This window comes from Pseudomonas sp. PSPC2-3 (genome assembly GCF_049898265.1).
Lineage (GTDB): Bacteria > Pseudomonadota > Gammaproteobacteria > Pseudomonadales > Pseudomonadaceae > Aquipseudomonas > Aquipseudomonas veronii.
Genome location: NZ_JAFCXJ010000018.1, coordinates 56,732 through 81,797, shown reverse-complemented (window position 1 = coordinate 81,797; position 25,066 = coordinate 56,732). Strand labels below are relative to the sequence as shown.

Annotated in this window: 22 protein-coding genes; 10 read left to right on the top strand and 12 right to left on the bottom strand. The window is 59.9% G+C overall.

Annotation, left to right across the window (positions count from 1 at the left end):
* Nucleotides 1-23: 23 nt before the first annotated feature.
* From ACP7E3_RS31165 to ACP7E3_RS31155, 3 genes are all read right to left on the bottom strand, one after another.
* On the bottom strand, nucleotides 24-896 hold the full coding sequence (locus ACP7E3_RS31165; RefSeq protein ID WP_017849369.1) for a phytanoyl-CoA dioxygenase family protein: 873 nt from the start codon (nucleotides 894-896) through the stop codon (nucleotides 24-26).
* 25 nt (nucleotides 897-921) lie between these two features.
* Complete coding sequence (locus tag ACP7E3_RS31160) at nucleotides 922-2,439, bottom strand: amino acid ABC transporter permease/ATP-binding protein (protein ID WP_046382612.1); 1,518 nt, start codon at nucleotides 2,437-2,439, stop codon at nucleotides 922-924.
* 322 nt (nucleotides 2,440-2,761) lie between these two features.
* Complete coding sequence (locus tag ACP7E3_RS31155; RefSeq protein ID WP_017849371.1) at nucleotides 2,762-3,736, bottom strand: LysR family transcriptional regulator; 975 nt, start codon at nucleotides 3,734-3,736, stop codon at nucleotides 2,762-2,764.
* A 196-nt stretch (nucleotides 3,737-3,932) separates the two neighbouring features.
* Here ACP7E3_RS31155 and ACP7E3_RS31150 point away from each other — a divergent pair, with 196 nt between their 5' ends.
* The 6 genes from ACP7E3_RS31150 (at nucleotide 3,933) to ACP7E3_RS31125 (ending at nucleotide 10,179) form a co-directional block, all read left to right on the top strand.
* A complete protein-coding gene (locus tag ACP7E3_RS31150) occupies nucleotides 3,933-4,355 on the top strand; it encodes a RidA family protein (RefSeq protein ID WP_017849372.1) in 423 nt (140 codons plus the stop codon).
* A 54-nt stretch (nucleotides 4,356-4,409) separates the two neighbouring features.
* The gene (locus ACP7E3_RS31145) at nucleotides 4,410-4,859 is read left to right on the top strand and encodes a type II 3-dehydroquinate dehydratase (protein WP_046382611.1); all 450 of its coding nucleotides are present in this window, start codon (nucleotides 4,410-4,412) and stop codon (nucleotides 4,857-4,859) included.
* 88 nt (nucleotides 4,860-4,947) lie between these two features.
* A complete protein-coding gene (locus tag ACP7E3_RS31140) occupies nucleotides 4,948-6,198 on the top strand; it encodes a flavin-containing monooxygenase (protein WP_046486816.1) in 1,251 nt (416 codons plus the stop codon).
* A gap of 75 nt (nucleotides 6,199-6,273) precedes the next feature.
* Nucleotides 6,274-6,630: a VOC family protein gene (locus ACP7E3_RS31135; RefSeq protein WP_177029995.1), complete on the top strand. Its 357-nt coding sequence runs from the start codon at nucleotides 6,274-6,276 to the stop codon at nucleotides 6,628-6,630.
* Between the two features lie 341 nt (nucleotides 6,631-6,971).
* Nucleotides 6,972-8,993 (top strand): FIST N-terminal domain-containing protein, encoded by a 2,022-nt coding sequence (locus ACP7E3_RS31130; protein ID WP_079444404.1) that lies wholly within the window; start codon nucleotides 6,972-6,974, stop codon nucleotides 8,991-8,993.
* Between the two features lie 145 nt (nucleotides 8,994-9,138).
* Nucleotides 9,139-10,179, top strand: coding sequence for an alpha/beta hydrolase family protein (locus ACP7E3_RS31125; RefSeq protein WP_426125426.1), 1,041 nt, complete (start codon nucleotides 9,139-9,141; stop codon nucleotides 10,177-10,179).
* 54 nt (nucleotides 10,180-10,233) lie between these two features.
* Here ACP7E3_RS31125 and ACP7E3_RS31120 read toward each other — a convergent pair whose 3' ends face one another.
* Nucleotides 10,234-11,445, bottom strand: coding sequence for a YeeE/YedE family protein (locus ACP7E3_RS31120; protein ID WP_426125424.1), 1,212 nt, complete (start codon nucleotides 11,443-11,445; stop codon nucleotides 10,234-10,236).
* A gap of 139 nt (nucleotides 11,446-11,584) precedes the next feature.
* On the opposite strand from ACP7E3_RS31120, the gene ACP7E3_RS31115 reads away from it, so the two are divergent.
* Nucleotides 11,585-11,860, top strand: coding sequence for a metal/formaldehyde-sensitive transcriptional repressor (locus tag ACP7E3_RS31115; RefSeq protein ID WP_017849380.1), 276 nt, complete (start codon nucleotides 11,585-11,587; stop codon nucleotides 11,858-11,860).
* Nucleotides 11,857-12,777, top strand: coding sequence for a CDF family Co(II)/Ni(II) efflux transporter DmeF (gene dmeF, locus ACP7E3_RS31110; protein WP_017849381.1), 921 nt, complete (start codon nucleotides 11,857-11,859; stop codon nucleotides 12,775-12,777). The genes ACP7E3_RS31115 and dmeF overlap by 4 nt, the downstream gene beginning before the upstream one ends.
* A gap of 24 nt (nucleotides 12,778-12,801) precedes the next feature.
* Here dmeF and ACP7E3_RS31105 read toward each other — a convergent pair whose 3' ends face one another.
* From ACP7E3_RS31105 to ACP7E3_RS31085, 5 genes are all read right to left on the bottom strand, one after another.
* Nucleotides 12,802-13,599 carry a DNA/RNA non-specific endonuclease gene (locus ACP7E3_RS31105; protein ID WP_046382606.1) on the bottom strand — a complete coding sequence of 266 codons (798 nt, stop codon included), beginning with the start codon at nucleotides 13,597-13,599 and terminating at the stop codon, nucleotides 12,802-12,804.
* Nucleotides 13,600-13,767: 168 nt separating this feature from the next.
* Nucleotides 13,768-14,733 (bottom strand): fimbrial protein, encoded by a 966-nt coding sequence (locus tag ACP7E3_RS31100; protein ID WP_126589401.1) that lies wholly within the window; start codon nucleotides 14,731-14,733, stop codon nucleotides 13,768-13,770.
* 13 nt (nucleotides 14,734-14,746) lie between these two features.
* The gene (locus ACP7E3_RS31095) at nucleotides 14,747-17,296 is read right to left on the bottom strand and encodes a fimbria/pilus outer membrane usher protein (RefSeq protein WP_426125421.1); all 2,550 of its coding nucleotides are present in this window, start codon (nucleotides 17,294-17,296) and stop codon (nucleotides 14,747-14,749) included.
* A 113-nt stretch (nucleotides 17,297-17,409) separates the two neighbouring features.
* Nucleotides 17,410-18,090: a fimbrial biogenesis chaperone gene (locus ACP7E3_RS31090; protein ID WP_126589403.1), complete on the bottom strand. Its 681-nt coding sequence runs from the start codon at nucleotides 18,088-18,090 to the stop codon at nucleotides 17,410-17,412.
* A gap of 94 nt (nucleotides 18,091-18,184) precedes the next feature.
* Nucleotides 18,185-18,706, bottom strand: coding sequence for a fimbrial protein (locus ACP7E3_RS31085; RefSeq protein WP_017845895.1), 522 nt, complete (start codon nucleotides 18,704-18,706; stop codon nucleotides 18,185-18,187).
* Between the two features lie 462 nt (nucleotides 18,707-19,168).
* Between ACP7E3_RS31085 and arsA the strand changes: the two genes are divergently transcribed.
* Nucleotides 19,169-20,929: an arsenical pump-driving ATPase gene (gene arsA / locus ACP7E3_RS31080; protein ID WP_079444407.1), complete on the top strand. Its 1,761-nt coding sequence runs from the start codon at nucleotides 19,169-19,171 to the stop codon at nucleotides 20,927-20,929.
* Nucleotides 20,930-21,076: 147 nt separating this feature from the next.
* Here arsA and ACP7E3_RS31075 read toward each other — a convergent pair whose 3' ends face one another.
* Complete coding sequence (locus tag ACP7E3_RS31075; RefSeq protein ID WP_046382602.1) at nucleotides 21,077-21,352, bottom strand: hypothetical protein; 276 nt, start codon at nucleotides 21,350-21,352, stop codon at nucleotides 21,077-21,079.
* Nucleotides 21,353-21,651: 299 nt separating this feature from the next.
* Between ACP7E3_RS31075 and ACP7E3_RS31070 the strand changes: the two genes are divergently transcribed.
* Nucleotides 21,652-21,882, top strand: a complete 231-nt coding sequence (locus ACP7E3_RS31070) for a hypothetical protein (protein WP_017845892.1) — start codon at nucleotides 21,652-21,654, stop codon at nucleotides 21,880-21,882.
* Nucleotides 21,883-22,103: 221 nt separating this feature from the next.
* On the opposite strand, the gene ACP7E3_RS31065 is transcribed toward ACP7E3_RS31070, so the two are convergent.
* Complete coding sequence (locus ACP7E3_RS31065) at nucleotides 22,104-23,117, bottom strand: isocitrate dehydrogenase (RefSeq protein WP_079444408.1); 1,014 nt, start codon at nucleotides 23,115-23,117, stop codon at nucleotides 22,104-22,106.
* 548 nt (nucleotides 23,118-23,665) lie between these two features.
* A complete protein-coding gene (locus tag ACP7E3_RS31060; protein WP_426125417.1) occupies nucleotides 23,666-24,910 on the bottom strand; it encodes a malic enzyme-like NAD(P)-binding protein in 1,245 nt (414 codons plus the stop codon).
* Nucleotides 24,911-25,066: the final 156 nt, after the last annotated feature.

Here is a 25,066-nt window from a genome sequence, read left to right as displayed (position 1 = left end):
ATACCTGCAAGGGGGTTGGGAGGTTAGGCAGTGGCAGAATCTTGTCCGGCCTGTTGCACGAAGAAAGACGCGCCACGGGGTTTCTGCGGCAAGCGCAGTTGGTTGTCCGTGGAACGTATCAAGCCACTTTCTTCACCGGCCACCAGCAGGCCGGCATGTGCGCTGGGCAGAGGGTTTTCGCCGAATGGCAGCGCGTCTTCAGCGGCGTAGACGCTGATGAACAGGGTGCGCGGCAGTTCGGTCTCGTTAGGGCTGGAGGCATGCAAAAGCCGGGTGTGCATGAAGCACACGGAACCGGCCGGGCCGTAGCAGGCGACCGGTTGCCGACAGTGTTGCGCGACCACGGCGTCGTCCACCGCGCCGGTGAAACGCTGGTTCTGCCAGTGCGACCACAGCGGGCCTTTATGGCTGCCGGGGATCACATTCAGCGGGCCGTTTTGCGGGGTCACTTCGCTGACCATCAGCAAGGCGGTGATGATGTCGTCGTTGCTGTGGGGCGTGAATAAAAAGTCCTGGTGCCACTTCACCTGGGTCGCGGTGCGGGGCAGCTTCGAGTTGATCTTGCTGTGGTGAAAGCGCGTGCCACTGGCGCCGATCAACTGCGCGGAAATCGCCGCCATGCGTGAATGCAACGCCACGCGCTCATACACCGGGGAAATCTCGGTGGGCGAACTGACCCGCCGCAGCGACGGGTGATCGGCGCGATGGTCGCCCTCCAGATCGAAGCGTGCGCGGCCATCCACGGTGGTGCCCCAGCCCTGGTCATGGCGGCGACTTTCCTCTACCCATTGGTCGAAGTCGTGCTGCAACGCGGCCACTTCGTCCATCGACAACACGCCTTCCACCACCAGGTAGCCGTCGCGCTGGAACTGCTCGATTTGATGTTGCTCGATCATTTTGTTTTTCCTGAACGTTAGAGGGTCACGCCAGCGAGACGTCCTTGAGGAACGCCTCCACGCGTGGGTTCTGGCCGCTGCGCAATACCGCAGGCGTGTCGTCGCAGACCACACGCCCCTTCTCCATGAACACGATCCGATCGGAGACCTTGAACGCGAAATTCATCTCGTGGGTGACGATCACCATGGTGATGCCCTCCTCGGCCAAGGCTTCGATGACTTGCAGCACTTCGTTGACTTTCTCCGGGTCAAGCGCCGAGGTGGGCTCGTCGAACAGCATGATCTGCGGGCGCATCATCAACGCGCGGGCGATCGCCACGCGTTGCTGCTGGCCGCCGGAGAGTTGGTGCGGGTACTTCCAGGCGTGGTCGAGCATGCCAACCTTGTGCAGCAGCGCGTAGGCCTGTTGCTTGAGCGCGTCGGTACGCCCCAGGCCGTGGTATTTCGGCGCCATCAGCAGGTTGTCGAGCACGCTCAAGTGCGGGAACAGGTTGAAGCTCTGGAACACCATGCCGATGTTCAGGCGATGCTCGGCGTGTTCGACGTACTGCGGTTTCTGCGCGCCGGTTTTGTTCAGGTGGATGAACGGCTGGCCGTTGATCTTGATCTCGCCGTTGTCCAGTTGCTCCAGGCCGTTGAGCAGGCGAATCAAGGTGGTTTTGCCCGACCCCGACGGCCCGATCACCGACACCACTTCACCGGGCTGGACCTGCAGGTTGACCGAGCCCAGCACCTCGATGTCGTTGTAGGCCTTGTGCAGCCGCGTGGCTTGCAGCGCCGGGGCCCCGGTGGTTGCCGGGCGTTGCAGCGCAACCCGTTGTTGCGTGGCCAGCGCCAGCACCGCCGCATCGGGAACCCGCGACACATTGCGTTGGTTGACGTCGAGAAAGCGCTCCAGGCGTTTGAGCAGGAAGTCGAACACGGTGACGATAAACACGTAGAAAAACGCCACCGCCGCCATGGTTTCGATCACCAGGAAGTTCTGCGAATACAGGCGCTGGCCGACCATCAGGATTTCCGTCAGCGAGATCACCGACACCAGCGAGGTGAGCTTGACGATGGAGATGTATTCGTTGGCCAGGGACGGCAGCGCCACCCGCACAGCCTGGGGGATCACCACGCGCCATTGGGTGCCGAAAAACTTCAAGCCCAACGCCCGCGCTGCCTCGCCCTGGCCTTTGGGGATCGAGAGCAGACCGCCGCGATGGATCTCGGCCACATACGCCGTTTCGCAGATCACCAGGGCCAACAGGCCGGACCAGAACGGGTCGGCCAGAATCGCCGACGTGCCGGGCAGCGCTTGCGGCAGGTTGTAGATAAAGATCAACAGCACCAACAACGGCAGGCTGCGGAACAGCCAGATATAGCCACGCGCAGGAACGCTGAGCAGCCCATGTCTGGATTGCTTGGCCAGCGCCAGCAGAAAGCCCAGACCGATACTCAAGACCCAGGTCAGGGTGCTGAGCTTGATCACCGTCCACGTTGCGCGCCAGAACTCGGCGTCACCCAGCAGACCCAACATATAATTCCAGTCGAATGTCATCGTCGCGCTGCCCTGCCCCAAAAAAGAAGTTGATCTGCGTCAATGAATTCAGAGTCGTGGGGACGGGCCCTTGGGGTCAATTCGTAAAACCCGGTCCACTGGGTAGGCAGAACCTACGCAGCCCGCCGCCACCCTCGAAACCACCAAAAATCAATGTGGGAGGGGGCTTGCCCCCGATAGCGGCGCATCAGCAACACATCAGCAAGCTGACCCACTGCAATCGGGGGCAAGCCCCCTCCCACATTGGATAGGCTGTAGGCCCTGACCGAAAGGGTGCGCGCCTGAACTCACCGCGCCGAACACGCCACCTTTTGGTGCAAATTCAGCTCACACTGCTGAGCGAGCGCACCGCATGCGGGTCAAAAAAGCTCGGCGGGGCCATGCCGGGGATGTACTGGTCGGACACAAACATGCGGCAGCGCTCGGCAAACGCCGACACCACACGCGACAGCTGGGTGTTGCTCGCCGTGGCGTAGCCCAGCTTCATCGGCCGGTGCGCGCCCGCCAGGCGCAGGCGGATCACGCGTTTGCCGTCCTGGGACAGGTTCGATTTGGGCCGCGCATTCGCGAAGGAATAACCGATCCCGTTGCCGACCATGGCGCGCACCGTTTCGAGGTTGGTGGAGCGCATGATGATGTTCGGCGTGGTGCCTGCCTGCATAAACAGGCTGAGGAAATAGTCGCGGCTCCAGGGCGTGTCGAGCAGCACCACCGGGTACGCCTCCAGGTCCTGCATGCTGACCGCCGACAAACTCGCCAGCGGGTGGTACTCGCCGACCATCACATACGGCGGCAGGTGCGCCAGGGGTTGGAAATCGATGTCGGGGCTGGTCACCAGGTCGTAGGTCAGGGCGATGTCCAGCTCGCCGCTGCGCAGTTTTTCCAGCAGTTCCTCGTGGTTGCCTTCGGCCTGGGTCAGGCGCACGCCGGGAAACGCACGACCGAAACCAAACACCAGCTCGGGGGTGATCATCGGCGCCAGCGACTCCAGGCAACCCACGCGCAGCGGCCCGCGCACGGTGTTCAACGACTCCGAGGCGATGGTGTAGAGGTTGCTCACCTGCTCCAGGATCTGCTTGGCTTCTTGCATCACCAGGCGCCCCACGGCCGTCAGCGAAATGCCCTGGGCGTGATGCCGGATAAACAGCTGGATGCCCAGCTCGGCCTCCATGTGAGTGATCGCCGCCGAGATCGACGGCGACGAAACATGGATGCGTTCAGCCGCGGCACTGATGCTGCCGGCCTCGCCCGACGCGACGAAATATTCCAGTTGGCGCTGAGTGATACGACTGAGCATCAGGCCTGTACCTCGGTAATGACTGTATGCCCAGCGCGTTGCAGGGTTCATGCCGGGATAGGCGCGGGCCCTGCGCAGGGCGATGACCTGCACGGGCTTCGGTTTTTCCTAAGCACTACCCCGCACAAATGCTGGTTTCGTCTGGCGACCGGCGATGTGAAGCTGATTGCATCCCGCTGCCGACGAGTCGCTCGCCATGCCCACCCATACCCGTATCCGCATGTTCAATACCAAACAGACCTATCCCAACCAGGCGCTGGACAACGACCTGTGCCAGGCCGTGCGCGCTGGTAACACCATCTATGTGCGCGGCCAGATCGGCACCGATTTCGACGGCAACCTGGTCGGCCTCGGCGACCCGCGTGCCCAGGCCGAACAGGCCATGAAAAACGTCAAGCAACTGCTTGAGGAGGCGGGTTCCGACCTGTCCCATATCGTCAAGACCACCACCTATCTGATCGACCCGCGCTACCGCGAGCCGGTGTACCAGGAGGTCGGCAAATGGCTCAAGGGCGTGTTCCCGATTTCCACCGGGCTGGTGATTTCCGGCCTCGGTCAACCGGAGTGGTTGATGGAGATCGATGTGATCGCCGTGGTGCCGGACGACTGGAGCGTATGAAGGCGGCCGACGCCCACCTCGTGCTGCACCTCGCCGAATAAGCCGGAGAACCTCATGCCCCACACCGTGTACTTCCTCAATGGCCCCAACGCCAACCTCTATGGGCTGGGCAAGGACGGCACCTACGGCAGTGCCAGCTTCGCCAGCATCGAAGCGCGTTGCCAGGGCCACGCCGCGGAGTTGGGCCTGACCCTGGACTTTCGCCAGAGCAACCATGAAGGCGTGCTGGTGGACTGGATTCAAGAGGCCCGCCTGAACGCCGACGCCATCGTGATCAACGCCGCCGGGCTGAGCTACAGCTCGGTGCCGATCCTCGATGCGCTGCTGGCGTTCGACGGCCCGATCATCGAAGCGCACATGAGCAATATCTGGAAGCGCGAAAGCTTCCGGCATCACTCCTACGTGTCCAAAGCCGCCACCGGCGTGGTCGCCGGGTTGGGCGCGCTGGGTTACCAACTGGCACTCACGGCGGTGGCCGAACTGCTCGCAGAGCCGCCGCAGTGAACGGTATCACCCACGCGTCCACATTGGCGGTCCACCGCGACCGCGCCCGTTCTTTTCAGACAGACTTCTTACTATTCAGGCCCTTCCTATGTCAGTAGAAACCATCAACACCCTGGTAGTCGGCGCTGGCCAGGCCGGCGTCGCCATGAGCGAACACCTGTCCCTGATGGGCGTGCCGCATATCGTGCTGGAGCGCAGCCGCATCGCCGAGCGCTGGCGTTCGGAGCGCTGGGACTCGCTGGTCGCCAACGGCCCGGCCTGGCACGACCGCTTCCCCGGCCTGAAATTCGACGGCATCTCCCCCGAAGCCTTCCCGCCCAAGGAGCGCATGGCCGACTACTTCCAAGCCTATGTCGAAATGCTCAACGCCCCGGTGCGTACCGGCGTCGAAGTGCAGCAAGTGGAGCGCCATGTCGGGCGCCCCGGCTTCAAGGTAACCACCTCGGCGGGCGTGATCGAGGCCGCTAACGTGGTGGCCGCCACCGGCCCGTTCCAACGCCCCTCGATCCCGGACATCGTCCCCGCCACCGCGCCGCTGCATCAGTTGCATTCCTGCGCCTACAAGAACCCCGGCCAACTGCCCGAAGGCGCCGTGCTGGTGGTCGGCGCCGGGGCCTCCGGCACGCAAATCGCCGAAGAACTGCAAAAGGCCGGCAAAACCGTGTACCTCTCGGTCGGCGAACACTACCGCCCTCCCCGCGCCTACCGCGGCCGCGACTACTGCTGGTGGCTCGGCGCCCTGGGCCTGTGGGACGAAGTCAAAATCCAGCCGAAGAAAAAACACGTGGCCTTTGCCGTCAGCGGCTACGAAGGCGGCAAGACCGTCGACTTCCGCCGCCTCGCGCATCAAGGGATCAACCTGGTGGGCGTCACCGAACAGTGGAACGCAGGCGTCATGACCTTCGCCCCAGGCCTGGCCGCCAACGTGGCGCAGGGCGATCGGGCGTACTTCGACGTACTGCGCGACGCCGATGCGTACATCGAGGCAAACGGCTTGCCGTTCCCCGAAGAACCGCAAGCCTGGGAACTGCTGCCCGACCCGCAATGCCTGCTGAACCCGACCCTCAGCCTGGACCTGGCCGAAGCCGGCGTGACCACGATTCTATGGGCCACCGGCTTCAAGTTCGACTTCAGTTGGTTGAAGGTGGATGCGTTCGACGAGAACGGCGAACCGTTCCACAAACGCGGGATTTCGGCGCAGAGCGGGATCTATTTCCTGGGCCTGCCAAACCTGGTGAACCGGGCGTCGTCGTTTATCTATGGGGTTTGGCATGATGCGAAGTACGTGGCGGATCACATCGTGTTGCAGAACGAGTACATGGCGTATGGCAAGGCTTAGCGCCTTGTTCCCAGCGACATTTCAACGCTCGAACCGTTACAATCGCCGCTTTGGACATTCGCCAAGGAGGCAACCATGAGCGTTCGTGGTCAAGATCGACAGATCGACAATATTGAATTCAATGTCAGCGACATTGCCCGCAGCAAAGCCTTCTACGGCAACGCCTTCGGCTGGACGTTCGTCGACTACGGTCCGACCTATACCGAATTCAGCGATGGCCGGCTGACCGGTGGTTTCACCACCGGGGAGCCGGTTCGACCGGGCGGCCCTTTAATCATCTTGTATTCGGACAATCTGGCAGACGCGCAACAGCGGCTCAAGGCTCTGGGCGCAGTGATCTCCCGCGAAATTTTTGCGTTCCCCGGTGGAAGCAGGTTCCACTTCATTGATCCCGACGGCTATGAACTGGCCGTGTGGACCGCGCAACCGTAGATCCAGTTGGAATACCAGCGGCTTCGACACTTTATGTTTGCCGACCTTGAGTTCAATGGCGCCCGCGACCAAAAGACAATTGCGCGCGCAAAGTATATTGGCCTCAATCAATGGGAAATCTGGCTGGAAGGTGTCAAGACCGGTGAAGTTGTCAGTCAACGCCCACACTGATCCGCGATAAAGGGGGCACACTTATTCGCCAGTTAAATGGCGGCAATAAATTGTCCTGTTCACTTTGTCGCACCCCCTCTGTTACGGCTCCAGCCCCCGCCATATCGGCCGATAACTTGATTAACCGCAAGCCCAACGCATGCGCCCCTCACTGGATTGAGCCCGCCGCCATGAACCCACTCAACCTTCTAAAAAAAGCCCGGGCCGATCGACAAGGCACCGCCACCCTCACCTGCACCGCCAATGAACTGGAGTCCTCATTGGCCAACCTGCGCATCGCGCCCGTGCTGATCACCGGTTTCATCTCTCCGCACCTGGACATCGACCAGATTGCCGCCAAGCTCAAGCGTCGCTTTCCCCACACCAGCATCAGCCTGTGTACCACCGCTGGCGAGTTGTGCAACGCGGCGAATTCGCTGTATTGCACCACCGGCGAGCGCTGGGACCGGATTGTCCTGCAGTTGTTCGACGACAGTCTGATCGCCTCGGCCGAGGTGGTGATGGTGCCGCTGGAGTGTGAGGACATCCGCAGCGGCGGCAAGCGCATGGGGATGAAGGAGCGGATTGCCAAGCTGACGAGCAATATCAAGCGGGTACAGGCACACACGCCGATCGACCATCGCGACACCCTGGCCTACGTGGTGTTCGATGGGCTGTCCGCGTCGGAGTCGTTTTTCATGGAGGCGCTGTATGAGTCGGGGCGCTTCCCCTGCCTGTTTGTCGGCGGTTCGGCCGGGGGTAAGTTGGATTTCCAGAAAACCCTGATCCATGACGGCCAGCGCAGTTATCAGAACCACGCACAGATCGTGTTCCTGAAAACCGCCGCGAATGTGCGTTTTGGCGTATTTAAAAGCCAGAATTTCAAACCGGCTGACTTGACCTTCAGCGTGCTGACCGCCTCCGAAGAGGACCGCACGATTGACCAGGTGATCGACAGCGCGGGCAATATCAAGAGCATGGTGCAGGCGCTGTGTGACGCGTTCAGTTGCGCGCCCCAGGCGCTGGAAGCGAAGTTGGCGGATTTCTCGTTTGCCATCCGCGTGGGCAATGAATTGTTCGTGCGCTCCATCGCACGGATCGACTATGAACAGCAGATCGTCCAGCTGTATTGCGACGTGGCCCCCGGCGAGGAGCTGGTGATGGTGCGGCGCACGCCGTTGCGTGAGGCCACCCGCACCGACTACGCGCAGTTCCTGCGCGGCAAGGGCGGCCAGCCGGTGGCGGGCATTCTCAATGACTGCATTTTGCGCAGGCTGAACAACCCCAGCGAATTGGGCAGCATGGCCGGGACGTTTGGCGATGTGCCGCTGGCGGGGCTGTCGACCTTCGGTGAAATCCTTGGCCTGAACCTGAACCAGACCCTGACCGCGATTTTCTTCTTTCGAGTGGCCAAGGGCGCCAGCTACAGCGACGAATACCTGGACAACTTCATTGCGCACTACGGCGAGTTCAAAGCCTTCTTCCTACGCCGCCAGGTAAATAAGCTGGCCGGATTGAACCATGTGGTGGTCAAGCAGATTGCCGCGTTCAAAAACAATGACTTCAGCGGCGCCCTGAATACCCGCGGGCTGGACAGCAATATCCTGCCGGTGTTCGAGGGCCTGGCAGACCTCGGCCAAGTGCTGGCCCAGGCCGAACGTCAACAGGCGGAAATCGCCTCGCAGATCAAGCATTACTCCGGCGAATTGCACGCCTCGATGGACGAACTGGTGGGCACCATCGACCAGCAGAACAGTGTGTCTGCAAAGGCCGGGGCGACGGTCGAGGGCTTGTCCAGCCAGGCGGATGATGCCGTGGTCGGCGCGCGGACCCTGGCCGGTTCGAGTTTGCGTATCCAGTCGATTGTGCAGGTGATTCAGCAAATCGCCGGCCAGACCAACCTGCTGGCGCTCAACGCCGCCATCGAAGCCGCGCGCGCAGGCGACCTGGGCCGCGGTTTTGCGGTAGTGGCGGATGAGGTGCGCAAGCTGGCGGAAATCACCCGCAAGAATGCGGCGGAAATCGGTGTGGATATCGACCTGCTGTCCGGCGAAATCCAGCGTGTTGCCCAGCAGATTGAAGACCAGTCCAGCGGCGTCGGCGCCTTGCGCGAAATGCTCGATGCACTGGAGGCGTCAAGCCGCGCCACCGAGGGGACCGCGCAACGGACCAAGACGATTGCGGATACGCTGACAGGGCTTACGCATGCGTAGGCCCCCACGGGATCGATGTCGGATGTTCGAGTAGCGGGAACAGCGTGTTCAGCCAGAGGGCGCGCGTGTTGGGCTGCTCGCGAGTATCTGGCTGGGCCGCCTTTCAGGCTATGATGCGGCGCTCACATCAAGGACGATAGAAACCGTGAAAACCGCCCTCACCGCTCTGCTCCTGATCTGCCTGACCACGCCCGCGCTCGCGGTCGACAACGCCATCGGCTTCCAAACCGCTACGCTGGCCGATGCTCACCATGAGCGTCCGCTGGAGATGGTCGTCTGGTACCCCGCCGCCACCACCGCAACCGCCGAACCGATCGCCGACAGCGTGGCTTTTATCGGCGCCCTCGCGGTGCCCAACGCGCCGCCGGCGAGCGGCGAGCATCCGCTGGTTGTGCTCTCCCACGGTTACGGCGGTAATTGGGGCAATCAGGCGTGGCTGGCCAGTGCATTGGCGCACCGGGGTTACATCGTCGCAGCGGTCAATCACCCGGGCACCACCACCAGGGATCGCAGCCCGCAAGCCGCCGCGCAGTTATGGCAACGGCCCAACGACGTGAGCCGGGCCATCGATGCGGTGCTGGCGCAGCCGAAGCAATTTGGCGCGGTCGCCAAAAACCGGATCGCTGCGGCAGGTCATTCCCTCGGTGGCTGGACCGTGATGGAAATCGCCGGGGCGCGGTTCGACCCCGACCTTTTCGCCCAGGACTGCGACGCACACCCGAAGTTGGGCGGTTGCATCGTCTACCACCAGATCAACCCCGCCAACACGCCAGCCGCAAAGGCCCAACTGGCCGCGGACCTGCGCGACAAGCGCGTCAGCGCCGTGGTGTCATTGGACCTGGGCCTGTCACGCGGTATGACCGACGCCAGTCTGGCCGCATTGTCAGTGCCGACGCTGGTGATCGCGGGAGCGGTGCCCTCGGAGGATATGCCCGCCGAGTTGGAGTCCGCCGACTTGGCCAGGCGCCTGCCAACAGCCTCGACGCGCTACGTAGCGATCAGCGACGCCACCCACTTCAGCTTTATGTCGATCTGCAAGCCCGGCGCGGTGGCGTTGATTGAGGAAGATTCGCCAGGCGATGGCGTGATCTGCCGGGACCGCGACGGCGCGCGGCCACGGCAGGTGATCCAGCAGCAGGTCGTCGCGCTGATCACACAGTTTCTGCAGCCGACACCCCACAATTAAAACAAAGGGCGGCTCAAGACAAAGCGTATCGGGGCAGCACGTGTGCGGGCATTCTCAGCACCCGCTCAACGCCACCTGCGGCCGCTCGCCGGCAAAGAAGAACGGGCGCAACCGCACGCCGACGCTGTTGCCGATGAACGCCGCCACCAGCCACACCCAGCCATGCAGGCTGCCGGAGGCGATGCCGCTGAAGTACGCGCCGATGTTGCAACCGTAGGCCAGGCGCGAGCCGTAACCGAGCAGCAGGCCACCGATCACCGCCGCCATCAGCGAGCGCGCAGGAATGTTCAGGTTGGGGGCGAAACGCCCGGCCAGGCCGGCGGCCAGGAGCGCACCGAGGACGATGCCAATGTCCATCACGCTGGTGATGTCTTCCCACACCGGCGCGGCCAGGGCCTTGGCGTTGCCCAGCATTTGCCAGAACGCCCAACTGCCCACCTCCACACCCAGGCCACTCGCCACCTTGGCGCCCCACAGCGCGAACGCCGAGGTGATGCCCCACGGTCGCCCGGCCAGGGCCAGGGTTGCGTAATTGAGCAGGGCCAGGCCAATCGCGCCCCACACCAAGGGCCAGGGGCCACGCAGGAAGCGGCGCAAGCCTTGATGCTCGCTGGTCACGCCGGCTTCCAGTTGACCATGACGGGCCTTTTCCAGGCGCACGCTGACGGCTGCGATAAGGCCGAACACCGCCAGGTTCAGAAGCAGCGCCGGCATGACGCCGACACTTTTGACGATCGACGTCGCCGGGAACGCCGGCAGTGCAAACCACCAGCCCACATGGTGCGTGGCGATCAACGAACCACAGATAAAGAAGAACAGCGTCACCAACATGCGCGCATTACCGCCGCCCACGGTGAACAGGGTGCCCGACGCACAGCCGCCGCCCAGCTGCATGCCGATGCCGAAAATAAATGCGCCGAACACCACCGATACCCCGGCCGGCGCTACCAGCCCGACCACCGGCTGGCCGAACAACGTGCCCGCCCCCAGCGCCGGGAAGAACAGCAATACCGCTATCGCCAGCATCACCATTTGCGCACGCAAACCGGCGCCGCGCCGGTCATTGATAAACACGCGCCAGGCCGAGGTGAAACCGAAGGCGGCGTGGTACAGGGTCAAGCCCAGCGCCGCGCCGACGACCAGCAACAGCACCTGGCGCATGCCGACAAGGTTGTGCAGGAACACGGCGCCCAGCACCAGGAGCACAAAGGCCACCAGGGGCGCGACAGGCTTGCGCGCAGAGGTTGTGGAAAGAGAGGTGCTCATGAGGTATCTCAATTCATTTGAAGGGGGTTGATGACCAGACCGTCGAGTATAAACCGAGAGGGTCTGTCTCTCGGCGGAAGATTGCATAGGGGGGCGGGGTATGCCATGCTCCGCGCCTCATAGGTAGGGGGGGTATATTTTGAGCCATATAGCGGCCAATAAAGACAGTCTGATCAAGCGCGTCAAGCGCATTGCCGGTCAGATTCAAGCGGTGGAAAGAGCGTTGGAATCGGACAGCGATTGCGCCAAGACCCTGCACCTGGTCGCCGCCACACGCGGCGCCATCAACGGCTTGATGGAAGAAATCATCGAAGAACATGCCCGGGCGCATGTGGCGGACCCATCCCTCAGCGAGGAAGAACGCAACCAGGGCGTCGAAGAGTTGCTTGAAGCCATTCGGCGGTACTCCAAATGAGCCTTGATCATACCCACGAGCATGTCTTCCTCGGCTCGGCCCACGAAGAAAACGCCAAGCGCACCTTATGGGTGGTGATGTTGACGGTGGTGATGATGGTCGCGGAAATCGCCGCCGGCGCCCTCACCGGTTCGATGGCCCTGCTGGCCGACGGTTTTCATATGGCCACCCACGCGGGTGCGTTGGGCATCGCCGCCGCGGCCTACGCCTATGCCCGACGCCATGCGTCGAGCCCGCGTTTCAGCTTCGGCACCGGCAAGGTCGGTGATCTGGGCGGCTTTGCCTCGGCGCTGATCCTGGCGCTGGTGTCCCTGGGCATTGGCATCGAGTCGGTCATGCGCCTGTTGCAACCGACCGACGTGCAGTTCGGCACCGCGACGTTGATTGCCGTGGTGGGGCTGGTGGTCAATATCGTCAGTGCGCTGTTGCTCGGCCACGGTCATAGCCACGGGCATGACCACGAACACGAACATGCCCACGGCCACCATGGCCACGATAACAACCTGAGATCCGCCTATGTGCATGTGCTCGCCGATGCACTGACCTCGGTGCTGGCAATCGCTGCGCTGCTGGCGGGGCGGTACCTGGGTTGGGTCTGGCTCGACCCGTTGATGGGTATCGTCGGCGCCATCGTGATCGCACGCTGGGCCTGGAGCTTGATGGGCGTGACTGCCGGCGTACTACTCGATCAGACCCATGAGCATGTTGCTGCGGAGATCCGGGAGCTGGTGGAACAACCGGGCGACGCGACGATTACCGACTTGCACGTCTGGCAGGTAGGGCCCGGTGTGCATGCGGCAATCGTGAGCGTTGTCGGCCGCTCCACAGCGGATGCCGACAGCATTCGCGAGCGCCTCAAACCGGTGCATGAAGTGAGTCACCTCACCGTCGAGTTTCGCACGCTCGATGTGGCGTAGCGCGACGCTGGGTGACTCCCCCTCTTACGTGCGCCCTACTGACCCGGAGACCGGAAGATTACCGAGCAACTTCAGCCCGGTACTCTTCACGAACGCGTCATAGTCCATTGGCCGCTGGATGCGCGTCTGCGCGTTGGGCAGCACGTAAGCCCAGGCGCGTTTCGACGAAGCGTCGTACACCAGCTTGAACAGGCGCGTCGGCACCCAGACCTGGTTGTCGCCGATGGTGCCGTAGCCGGGGTCAAACAACGGGCCGGTGAACACAAACACATCACCGCCAGCGCGCTTGGCGAACTTGCGCACATCCGCCTCGACCTTGCTCCAGATCTTACGGTTGTTGGTAGGGTCTTGCGGCACCATGTTCGACAGTGCAAACGACTGCGCCATGGCATGGGCGTTCGGTGCGTCGGCGGCCGGCGACTGGTGGCCACGGTCGACGGCCGGATGCTGGCTGTGGTAGTCACTCAACTCTGCACGGCCATCCTTGGGGATGCGCGGGTCGGGGTAAAACAGGTTGGTGCGCTCCTCGCCTTTGGCATCCTGCAATTGCTCGGCGTTCAGGCGCTCGACCACCACCAGCGGCGTCTTGCTGGTCTGCGAATAGAGCACCGCAAAATTGTCCGAACACAGGGCCAGGGGCCGCATGCTGGCGGGCACGGTGGCAGTGTTGATGGGTTTGGCGGCGGGGAAAAGATCGGCACAGCCATCAAAGGAGGCACGTTGTTCGGTGGCCGTGTAGAGGTCAGGCAGACTGCGGGCATGGGCCGCGGTCGAGAGTAAAACAAGGGCCGACAGCCCGACTGCAATGTTGCGTAGGTACATGTTCTAGATCTTTTGGCTGAGGATAAACCGACAACCATCAACGATGGTGCGGGGGCTGTTGACCGTGAAAAACCAGGTTAGTGCCGCAGGGCCGCGCCTGCTCTAGCCCCGGCATTACAGCAGAAAATTCCCACACCCCGCAGCGCTACGTCCGACCTCCGGGTTTGGTCAGTTGTAGGTCATGGTAAACGTCGCGGTGCTGTTGGCCTGGCCGGCGGTAACGTTGGCATCGGTCTGGTAGTAACGTGCCACCAACGGGATTGCATAGGGGCCGTCGCTGACCGTAGTGCCCGCGGCAATCGGCGTTCTAAGCGTGACGGGGGCATTGTTGTAGTAGAGCCTTACGCCAACTCCGGTTGCGGCGGTAGGAGACGCATTCAGTGCCAGCACTCCAGCAATCCCGGAGCTGTGGGCGTTGCCATCCAGGGCAACTTTGACCCGTGTATTGGCATCGCAGTCGAGCGGGATGGAAAAGTTGATTTCATCTCCCGCGCTTCCCGGGCCGGTGAACTGGCTTCGCGGCACATTGCCCATGGGCACAGGGATGGACGTATTGGAGACCGAACAAGCGACGGGAATGATGGTATTGCTGCCGGACAGGCTGGCGTAAGCAGCATAAAAATAATTAACGATACTGCCTGAGGCGAGTCTTCCATTCGTCAGAACACCGGCCCCAACTGCCCCCGAAGTGGTTTTTACCAACTGCACGGTAATTCCGGGTTCAGGCAGCGCAACAGTGCTGGGCCCGTTAAAGTTGACATCGTAAGGCATAGCGCCGCCGAAGAATAATACACGAATCCCCACACCCGCTATATTGGTGTTGTATACATTATTCCCATATGCACTGATGACTCTGAACTGTTCCATTGCAAAGCGATGCACATAATTCACACTGCAGCCGTAAAAATACCGGCCACCATTGTAGGCGCCGGTATTGGCGGTTGCCAAAACCGTGCCGATGGGAGTATCACGCTGGACAATCAACGTTCCAAAATTTACCGTTCGCGTCAACGCCGACGACACGCCATTGTAAAAACGGCACGATGCCAATGCGTTATTCGATAACACCGTTAAAACCCATGCCGCACTGCCAAAACAGAAAAACCTAATCAGCGTCCGTTGTACACCCAGCATAAAAAGCCCTCCATTAATTGCATGACACCGATAACGTCCTGATGATTGAAAACGGCTGCGACCCTTCAATGGATATCGGTAAAACAAAAGCTGCCGTGCATTGTTGGTCCGCTTGCTCACCCCACTGAACCTTCACTTCACCCTGTTCCGGCATGCCGCTTAGATAAACCTCCCCTTCCAGGCCGACAATGCCGCTGCTGGCAAACGTCGTCGACTCTTGCACCAGCGTTGCGCTGGCGCCGAACGTGACGGGTTTTCCCTGATATGTGAGGGCCATCAGTACCCGGCTGCCGACGCGGGTCTGGAAATCCGCGAGCACCAAGGCGCCACGGGTCGGGATGACCGATTGGGTATTGGCCTCGATGTCGATGTCATCGGCCAGTGTTTCGGTGCTCAACGCAATGCGGTTGCGACGATAGGTGCTGACATGAGGAACCAGCGCATAACCGCGCCAATCGGTATTGACCCCGATGTTGTTTTGCACTTTGACCCCGGCAGCGCCAGGCGCGCGCACCAGCGCCATGGTTTCGCCCTGGGGTTGGGAGAAAGTAATGCCGAACGGGTGCGCAACGACGCCCCCCTGTGCGCCATAGTTGAGTTGTCGGGAGTGTCGCTCGTAGTTGTAACCGAGCTTGGTTTCCGCGTAAGAGCCTTTATACGTCGCGTGAGCATTGCCGCTGTTGCCTTGCCCTGGGCTGGCATAACCCTGGCTGACGCTGTAGATCAGATTATCGTCCGGCAGCGTCGCGCCACTGAGCCCCAGTTCGTGGGCGGTCTTTCCCTGTGCATCGGTATTCAGGTTGTAATTCACCCAGCTATTACGCAGAGCACTCCCCAGCGGCAACTGGATATTGAATGCCAGTTGCTGGTCATTGCGCTTGCGCCCGTTATACGCGGGGGTCTGCGTGTAGGCATAACTCAAACCGTAGGTCACGCCGCCCCGGCTCAGGTTATAACCGGCACTCAGGCTCCGTTCGTAACCGGTTTGTCGCCAGAAGTCCTGCTGATAACCATTGATATAAAAGTTGCCGTATTCGCCCAGGGACTGATTGATATTGAGTTGCGCACGGCTGCGCCGGTTATACAGGCGTCGCCAGTCATTGAAGTTGCCGGGGTCGATCTCATTGGCTTCCTGGAAATCGTAATAACCGCTGGTGGAATAACGGTAACCGGCCAGGGTGAACGTGGTGTTGGTGGCCGCGATATCCTTCGCATATTGAAAGCGTACCGACTGGCCATCGTGCCGGGAACCCTGGCGCAACTCGGTGCGGGCCTGGCTCACATCCATGGAAAGCGAGCCCCATTCGCCAAACCCGTGGCCGACACCCAAGGACGTCGCCGAATACTTCGCCGAGGCAAGGACACCCGCGTACACGGTGGTGTCGCCGGGCAACCCGTAAATCAGCGTACCCTGGGCAAATGCGGGGGTGCTGCTCTTGCTCGCCGTCGAACGGTATTCGCCCGCGACCAGCGAATACTTAAAGCGCCCTTCCCGGACCATCACCGGCACCGCCGAAAAAGGCTGAATCGAGCTGCGCACGCTGCCATCAGCCTCGGTGATGGTGACTTCCATATCGCCGCTGGAAGACGTGGGGTACAAATCCGTGATTTCGAATGCGCCAGCGGGCACATAAGTCTGATAGATGATGTAACCGTTCTGGCGCACCGTCACCTGGGCGTTGCTGCGAGCGATGCCTCTCACCACCGGGGCGAACCCACGCAGGCTGTCGGGGTACATGTTGTCGTCCGAGGCCAATTGAATGCCCTGATACTGCACGCTGTTGAACAACTCCCCCGGCGTGAAGCTGTCCCCCACGACCAACTGGCTCTTCAACGAATGCACATCACGCTGAAGGTACGTATTGAGGCTGGCCCATTGGGCTCGGCTGTCACCTTGGGTGTAAGTCGAGTAGTTACGTAGCCGCCAGGCGCCCAGGTTCAACCCGCTGCGCAGGTTCAGGTAGTAATTGTCATCGCTGCCGGAACGCCCTTCGCGCCGGGTGTTCGCACCGCTGAAACTGTAATTGAGCAGCGCGGCCGGCAGGCCTTGGTCCCACTGTTCAGGATCAATCTGCCCGCGTGCTTCACGGGTGAGCGCCGCTTGGGGAATGCTGATGTCCAGACGGCGCTGATGAAAGTTGAACACGCTGCCCGCATCTGGAATGTATGCCTGCAGGTTGCTGATGGGGGTTTCCTGGGGCAGTTCGCGCAACGCAGGAAACGCCTGCAACTTGACGCCCATCTCCTGTAATTGTCGTGGGGTAAGTTCAGGTTGCAACAGACCGTCCAGCGCAACGAAGTTAATATCGCGACTGGCTATTCGTCGGTCGTTCAAGTAGAGGTCCACTGAATAACTTCCAGGCAACTGCCCGCCCTGATTGGAGAATGCGTCGAGGTCGACCCACGTTTGTTCTGCATTGTCGATCTCCAAGGCACTGGCATTGAAATACTCGCGCGCCAGCGCATTGGACGCACACAGCGTAATGCCTATCATGCATTTGAGTGCATGCGCGGCCAGCACCTTTAGTTTCAGGCGTAGCATTCCATTATTTATAGCGTTCATATAAGAAGCCCCGCAATCCGGGCAACACAGTGCCCGCCACCCCAACACCAAAGGGCGGTTGATCCAACGCATTAACGAAACAGGTAGCCGTTAAAACTAACAGCCCTTATGAATTAGAGTGGCGCACTGGCCTGCGGCGTAATACCGCCATAATCATTGATGGCTTGCCAACTGACGGCTCCACTTGCACCTTCCGGCATCGGCCAGGCCAATGTACTTTTGGGAGCAACCATACCGGCATCGTTAATAACCTGGTCACCCACGCTCACGCGAAAAAAAGATACGTGATACGCCGTAGGGTTGTTGACCTGCAACGCTTTACCTACCCGCGTAAAGACCAGTGCCTTATAAGCATTCAGCGACTCTCCTGGCATTCCCGGTGGGCGATAGAAGAGTTTTATCCGACTCTTCACAGAAATCAGCAGTTGGTTTTCTTCGGTTTTTTCCGAGGCGGGAATCGACTTGATATTCACCCAGAACACCGACTCTCTGTCCTGAGGAAAATCCCCTCCAGTGCGAATGATGCGCAGCACATTCTCCTGCTCGGCATCCAGCCGAAACAGCGGCGGCGTCATGATAAACGGCGCCTTGCCAGGTGCAGTCTGCGCCCCGTCATCGACCCATGACTGAATCAGATACGGCTTGGTCTTCTCGGTGTTTTTCACCGAAATCGAGGCTTCTTTCCTTGAGCCGTCGTACACCACCCGCGTGCCCCCCACCACCACACCCGCAATAGCCGTATGCACCGTACCGACCAGCAGGCCGGCGGTTAACATGTATTTCAGCCACCCCATCGACGTATCTCCTACCGACGCTTTGCTCAAGCCTGCACGTGAGCAAACCCACTTGTTGAGAAGGCCGAGCAGCGTGCCCGGCCTGTCTTAGTGATCAGTTATAAATAACTGTGAAATCACTGACGGCGTTGCCGGAACCGGCCACCACTGGAGCGGTTGCCACATATTTGGCGAAGAAGTTGAAGGTGGTGTCGGCTACCGGAGAAAGAGGCTTGCTGACGGACGGGGAGCCCACGGGAATCAACGTAGCGGCATCCCCCTCATACACACCGATCGCCACACCCTCGGCGGTTCCAGCCCCACTCGTCAGGGCAATCAAACTGCTGTTATTCCCGTCGGTCGGGCCATCAAACTTTACGACCGCGCTGGTGGCCGTGGCCGGGCAGTTAGTCAGGACGATATCGAACCGGGTCGGGGCCGCGGTATCGCCGACATTGGCCAATGCCGTTGAACTGACCGTCCCCATTGTCACCGTCTGATTGGCAGTACCGGGTGTAACAGTACACGCGGCATCGGTGATCGTACCGGTGAAGTTAATAGTGCCGTCCGCCGCATGGCTGAGCGCCGAAAATGCAGAGCACGCCAACAATGTGCATACGATTAATTTTTTATTCACACGACTATTCCTTATCACGTCAAGTTATGCAGGCATTCAACTAACTACTGGGGAGCAAGTCTCAATGCCAACCTTTTTCTAGAGCAAACAACTCCACAGGCGGATGACTGTCAGCCAGCTCGTCTTTGCTTTTCAGATTTGCCCTCTTGTTGTGAGAGAGCGGCGTCGATGATCAAGGCTTTTTAAAGAAATACCTACGTCGAAAAATCGGCGTGTGCTGTGGGGCTTTTCTCTGTTTTCCAATTATTTGAATTGCAGCACGCTCGACGATGTGATCCGCAGGGCAAAAACCAGCCAAACAGGCTGTTCACTTGGGTTATGGATTACTGCCCTCTTCCGACAGAACACTCCTCTATCAGGACGGTAAAAATTACCGTTTGATTGATATGACCCCATTGGCGATTCTGAACATCGGTCTAAACTGCAAAACCCAGTCATGCTCCGCAAGGGAGTCAGCGTGCCATGCAGCCCACCCTCAAATTGCTCGATCAACCCACCCGATATATGTTCTTCACCGGCAAGGGCGGTGTCGGCAAAACGTCGGTCTCAACCGCGGTATCACTCGCCCTGGCCGAGGCCGGCAAGAAGGTACTGCTGGTCAGCACGGACGCCGCCTCGAACCTTGACGAGATGCTCGGCGTCGAGCTGAGCAATCAGCCTGTCGCGGTGCCGCACGTGCCTGGAATGTTCGTGCTCAATATCGACCCAGGGACCGCAGCAATTGACTATCGGGCCCGGGTGATCGAGCAAATGGGCGACCAGGCCCGCGATGAAGACATCGCCTTGGTGCGTGAGCAACTCTCCGGGGCATGCACGACCGAAATCGCAACCTTCGATGAGTTCTCCCACCTGCTGTCGCAGGGCAGCGCGGCGTATGACCACATCGTGTTCGATACCGCGCCCACGGGGCACACGCTCAGATTGTTGAGCCTGCCAAAAGCGTGGAGCGGCTTTCTAAAAGGCAACGATCGTGGCGCATCATGCCTGGGGCCACACTCGGGCTTGAAAATGCAGGAGCAGTTGTTCAATCAGGCATTGGTGGCGCTCAATGATCCAGCCCTGACCACCGTTGTTCTGGTGACGCGCCCTGATAAAGGCGCCCTCAGCGAGGCTGCACGCTCCAGCGACGAACTCCGTGAACTGGGCTTGAACCACCAGCGCCTGGTGGTCAATGCTGTATTCAAACGCAGCGACTTGAATGACCCGATCGCCGCCGCGATCGAAGCTATGGGCCAACAGGCGCTCGACGAGATGCCCGCGTCACTGCGCCAGCTTTCAGCCGACTACATCCCACTCAAGGCCGTGGATTCGGTTGGCTTGCCCGCGCTTCGCGCACTGCTGACACCCGAGCTTGCTGTCCCAGCCAGCATTGCAAACCCAGTACCGTCGCGCCTGGAATATCACGCACTCGCGGAATTGATCGCCGAGTTAGCCCACGACCAGCGCGGCCTGATCATGGTCATGGGCAAAGGCGGTGTGGGCAAAACCACCATTGCCGCCGCCATCGCCCTGGGACTGGTACAGCATGGCAAGTCCGTACACCTGAGTACGACAGATCCTGCGGCGCATCTGGCGGTAACCCTCAATGCCGATGTGCAGGGACTCAGCGTCGGCCGCATCGACCCTAAGGTCGAGACCCAAAAGTACGTGGACAAGATCGTCGCCTCCCGCGCGCCAAGCCTGACGGAAGACGAAACCGCCTTGCTCATCGAGGATCTGCAATCCCCATGTACCGAAGAGGTCGCGGTGTTCCACGCATTCTCCCGTGTGGTTGCGCAAGCCAGAAGTGCATTCGTGGTACTCGACACGGCCCCCACAGGTCACTCCCTGCTCCTGATGGACGCCACAGGCGCCTATCACCGCCAGATGGTTCGCGAATTCAAAGGCAAAGCCTCGGACCACATCGTCACGCCGTTGATGCGCCTGCAAGATGCGGACTACACCAAGATCATCCTCGTCACGCTGCCCGAAGCCACCCCGGTGTCGCAGGCGGCAGCGCTGCAGGATGACTTGCGCAGGGCCGACATCGAACCGTTTGCCTGGGTGGTCAATAAGTCGTTGCTGGCCACCGATACGACAGACCCGCTGCTACGAGCGCGCCTGGATAGCGAGCGCAAACAAATGGCGAGAGTGGCCGAAGAAACCAACCATGCTGTCATCGTAGTGCCGTGGACAGTGGAGCCGCCGGTTGGCGTCGCCGGGTTGAAGCGCTTGCTGGATTGAAGTGTCGCTCGGCTTGCTCACACCGTGCGCCTGGATGACTGGAACGACACCAGCAAAAAAGCCTGCATGGCTGCAGGCTTTTCTCTATCTGGCACGACCTGGCTGCGCTCAGCCAAGCGTACTGTCGATCAGAGCCGTGACTGCCTGTCAGTCTTCAGACCCTGCTCTCAGCACCGAGACAAAGCGTTCCAATGAAGGATCTTGCTCAGCGTGCCGCTTAATCCGGCCGATGAACATCCACTCATATTCCGCCCAAAAAACCCGAGCAGTCTTGGGGGCTTTGCAGTCGAATACAACTTGATGGATCCCTGTTTCTCGCTGCCGAACGACGACACATTGCTCAAGGCCAACCAACAGTCGTTGCCCTGGCTCCAGGGGCGGAGCATTCAGCGCAAGGCGTTTCTCAATTGCTGTTTTGCGCATGATGACTGTCGTCCTTAAAATTCAGAAACCTTATGCATTGAATCAAAAGCAAAGCCAGCCGCATGGCGGTGTGCCTTGAACGCCAGGGCATCGGGCGGACCCGCGTGGCTCAGGCGCTTCGACAGCTCTGCACACGACTATCCTCCACTGGATCATATGTGCATAATATTATCATGCAGTGATAATAGAAAGGCAATCGACGTCGCCCTGGCCTCAGGCCCGGACGAGGTCTTTTGATTGATTGCCAGGAGGCAGAGACATGCATGAAAGCAGCACTACGTGAGCGCTTGGAGACCCGTATGAAACGTGAAGACGTAAAAACCAAATACGCTGAAGGCATTCAGTTTGATACCCATTTGATTGCCAACCCGGCCAACACCCAGGAGTGGATCGTCTTCTTTAAAAAGGATGCCGGAAGAAGCTTCTTCCTAGTCAATGACAACGAAGAAATCGAACCTTTTCGGTACCTTGATGATTTGATTCATGAGCTGCGCGAAATCGGTATCAAGGTAGCTGAAATTCATTTCTGAATTGTTTCCTTGGCACCTCGCGCATCTACAAGTGCGATCGCAGCAAATAATGATGTTGGATTAACGTCTATTAACGCCAACGTTACGGCAACAAAAGACTGCTGGAGGACTCGAGTATCGGAAGGTTTTCCAGCCAGCGGCCCTACGGGCAGGTCCGCGTGGAGCACACGTAGAAAGTCGCCAGCTCGCAGTGAGCTGGCGCGCGTTTCCTGACGCTCTACTCAGGCACGCAAGTAGGCCACCAAGGCATCGGCGAAGGACTCAGTGGTACCGGCCCCGCCCATATCGGGTGTCACTTGGTCACGGGAGTTTTCCAGAACAACGCGGATAGCGGTACGAATGCGCGTGCCCTTGTCCACCATGCCCAGGTAATCAAGCATGTCTGCGGCGGCCAATAACAATGCACACGGGTTCGCGATGTTCTTGCCGGCGATGTCCGGTGCCGAACCGTGGACCGCTTCGAAGATGGCTGCATCGGCACCGATGTTGGACCCCGGCGCCAAGCCCAACCCACCGACCAGGCCTGCGCACAGGTCTGAAAGGATGTCGCCAAACAGGTTGGTGGTGACGATGACATCGAATTGATGGGGATTCATCACCAACTGCATACAGGCATTGTCGACGATCATCTCGTGGAATTCGATTTCCGGATAATCCTCGGCAACCTCACGCGCCACGTCAAGGAACAGCCCGGAGCACGACTTGATGATGTTGGCCTTGTGTACCGCGGTCACTTTTTTGCGGCCTTTGCTACGAGCCAGCTCGAACGCGTAGCGCACGATGCGTTCGGAGGCTGTGCGTGTTACGCGAATGCTTGCCAGAGCGACTTCGCCGTCTTCCGAAATACTTTGCCCTTCTGGCAGGTACGCCCCTTCGGTATTTTCACGCACCGTGATGATATCGATACCCTCGAAGCGCGAACGAGTGCCGGGGAAACTGATCGCCGGTCGGACGTTGGCGTAGAGATCGAAGTGGCGGCGAAGGTGGACGTTGATCGAGGAGAAGCCGCGGCCAATCGGCGTGGTCAGAGGGCCTTTGAGTGCGACGCCGTGTTTGGCGATCGTATCGATGGACGCGGGCGGCATCAGCTGCCCATGCTGCTGCAAGGCCTCCAAGCCGGCCTCAACGAAGTCGTACTGAAGATTGCAGTCAAGGGCATCGAGTACGCGTAGCGTCGCTTGCATGATCTCAGGGCCGATGCCGTCACCCTTGATGATTGCGATGGTTTTGCTCATGGTCTCTTCCTTAACAGCGCTGTGTCAGCCTGCTGTATTGATGGGGTCACTGAGACTGGTGTCACGAGTCTGCTGATAGGCATTGACTGTCTGACGGCTTTCACCGCGGCAGAGTGCTATGTTTCATCCTCCGCGCCGTGACCGCGCAGGTCATTGCGGATCAATTGACGAGCGACCTGAACGGGTGTCAGCTCTCGCTATGGATGCGGCGGTTACAGGTGAGCGCCCGGATCAAGCGTGCAGTCATTTGCTCCATCGATGACGCGCATAACATTAACATACAATGCTAATTCCACGTGGTAGAAAGCAGCGTTTTCCGGATGATACCAAGGTCTTAGAACGCCTGTGCGTGACAGGGTGAGATCGCTTTTAGGCAGGCATAAAAGGAAGACGGGTTGTGGCTCGGATCATTCAAGAACGGATGATCTTGCAAATGGCGGGCTGTCGATGTTCAGGAGCTGCGGCGGCCGGATATCCGCCGAGTGCGACAGCTGCCAACCGTGCAAAAGGTCGTGCAACTGCCGCACATCAGCCTGATTGACCTCCGCTTACAGCGGGTAGTGCGCCGGGTAATGCAGCTTCGCAACACCGGTGTCGATAGCGGCCTTGGCCACTGCGCCGGCGATTGCACCGAGCAGGCGAGCATCGAGCGCTTTGGGGAGAATGTAATCGCGCCCAAACTCAAGCTTGTCGACGTTGAACGCTCGCAGCACTTCCACAGGGGTTGGCTCTTTGGCCAATTGGCGCAGTGCTTCCACTGCCGCAATTTTCATCGCTTCGTTGATCCGGGTTGCCCGAACATCCAGGGTGCCGCGGAAGATGAATGGAAAGCCCAGAACGTTATTGACCTGGTTCGGGTAGTCGGAGCGACCGGTCGCCATGATCAAGTCATCACGCGTGGCCATGGCCAACTCGTAGCTGATTTCAGGATCGGGGTTCGAGCAGGCAAACACGATCGGCTTGGGAGCCATCGCCGCCAGCGCTTCAGCCGGAAGCAGATTGGCGCCAGACAACCCCACGAACACATCGGCACCGTTCATGGCTTCCATCAACGTGCGCGGGCCACCGTCGTTAACGAATTGTGCTTTGTATTGGTTGAGGTCTTTGCGCTCCGAGTGGATGACACCGGTACGATCGACCATGTACAGATTGCTTTTTTGCGCGCCAAGGCTGAGCAGCAGGCGCATGCACGCCGTGGCTGCGGCACCGGCGCCAAGGCAGACGATTCTCGCGTTCTCCAGCGTTTTGCCCTGAATCTCCAGCGCATTGAGCATGCCGGCCGCGGTGACGATGGCGGTGCCGTGCTGGTCGTCATGGAAGACCGGGATGTTGCACTGTTCGATCAGCGCGTCCTCGATTTCAAAGCACTCGGGGGCTTTGATGTCTTCCAGATTGATCCCACCAAAGGTGTCGGCGATACGCACGACGGTGTCGATAAAAGCCTGGGAACTCTCGGCATTGACTTCGATATCGATCGAGTCGATACCGGCAAAACGCTTGAACAGCAACGCTTTGCCTTCCATGACCGGCTTACTGGCCAAGGGGCCCAGATCGCCGAGGCCCAAAATGGCCGTACCGTTTGTGATCACGGCCACCAGATTGCCTTTTCCGGTAAAGCGATAGACGTTCTCCGGGTCCTTCGCGATTTCGCGAACGGGCTCGGCTACGCCAGGGCTGTACGCCAGTGCGAGTTGGGCGGCGGTATCGGCAGGCTTGGTCAGCGCAATGCCGATTTTTCCTGGGGTCGGGAATTCATGGTAATCCAGTGCAGCCTTCTTGAAGTCGGTAGTCATGCGAGCCCCTAATTAGACGTTGATTACAATATTATGTTAACACTATTATAATACAAGGCAACTAGGTCCTGAGCCACAGACCAGGATCGAGTTGCCGGCTTGAATGCTGCTGACGAAGGGGTTTGTCAGCCAGCAGACCAACGCTATTGGCCCTAA

Bases quoted from the DNA above. Each gene is read 5' to 3' on its own strand.
- dmeF (WP_017849381.1), top strand. From the start codon at position 11,857: ATGAGCCTTGATCATACCCACGAGCATGTCTTCCTCGGCTCGGCCCAC.
- ACP7E3_RS31165 (WP_017849369.1), bottom strand. From the start codon at position 896: ATGATCGAGCAACATCAAATCGAGCAGTTCCAGCGCGACGGCTACCTG.
- arsA (WP_079444407.1), top strand. From the start codon at position 19,169: ATGCAGCCCACCCTCAAATTGCTCGATCAACCCACCCGATATATGTTC.
- ACP7E3_RS31155 (WP_017849371.1), bottom strand. From the start codon at position 3,736: ATGCTCAGTCGTATCACTCAGCGCCAACTGGAATATTTCGTCGCGTCG.
- ACP7E3_RS31095 (WP_426125421.1), bottom strand. From the start codon at position 17,296: ATGAACGCTATAAATAATGGAATGCTACGCCTGAAACTAAAGGTGCTG.
- ACP7E3_RS31120 (WP_426125424.1), bottom strand. From the start codon at position 11,445: ATGAGCACCTCTCTTTCCACAACCTCTGCGCGCAAGCCTGTCGCGCCC.
- ACP7E3_RS31065 (WP_079444408.1), bottom strand. From the start codon at position 23,117: ATGAGCAAAACCATCGCAATCATCAAGGGTGACGGCATCGGCCCTGAG.
- ACP7E3_RS31075 (WP_046382602.1), bottom strand. From the start codon at position 21,352: ATGCGCAAAACAGCAATTGAGAAACGCCTTGCGCTGAATGCTCCGCCC.
- ACP7E3_RS31140 (WP_046486816.1), top strand. From the start codon at position 4,948: ATGTCAGTAGAAACCATCAACACCCTGGTAGTCGGCGCTGGCCAGGCC.
- ACP7E3_RS31130 (WP_079444404.1), top strand. From the start codon at position 6,972: ATGAACCCACTCAACCTTCTAAAAAAAGCCCGGGCCGATCGACAAGGC.
- ACP7E3_RS31105 (WP_046382606.1), bottom strand. From the start codon at position 13,599: ATGTACCTACGCAACATTGCAGTCGGGCTGTCGGCCCTTGTTTTACTC.
- ACP7E3_RS31160 (WP_046382612.1), bottom strand. From the start codon at position 2,439: ATGACATTCGACTGGAATTATATGTTGGGTCTGCTGGGTGACGCCGAG.
- ACP7E3_RS31090 (WP_126589403.1), bottom strand. From the start codon at position 18,090: ATGGGGTGGCTGAAATACATGTTAACCGCCGGCCTGCTGGTCGGTACG.
- ACP7E3_RS31150 (WP_017849372.1), top strand. From the start codon at position 3,933: ATGCCCACCCATACCCGTATCCGCATGTTCAATACCAAACAGACCTAT.
- ACP7E3_RS31070 (WP_017845892.1), top strand. From the start codon at position 21,652: ATGAAACGTGAAGACGTAAAAACCAAATACGCTGAAGGCATTCAGTTT.
- ACP7E3_RS31145 (WP_046382611.1), top strand. From the start codon at position 4,410: ATGCCCCACACCGTGTACTTCCTCAATGGCCCCAACGCCAACCTCTAT.
- ACP7E3_RS31060 (WP_426125417.1), bottom strand. From the start codon at position 24,910: ATGACTACCGACTTCAAGAAGGCTGCACTGGATTACCATGAATTCCCG.
- ACP7E3_RS31100 (WP_126589401.1), bottom strand. From the start codon at position 14,733: ATGCTGGGTGTACAACGGACGCTGATTAGGTTTTTCTGTTTTGGCAGT.
- ACP7E3_RS31135 (WP_177029995.1), top strand. From the start codon at position 6,274: ATGAGCGTTCGTGGTCAAGATCGACAGATCGACAATATTGAATTCAAT.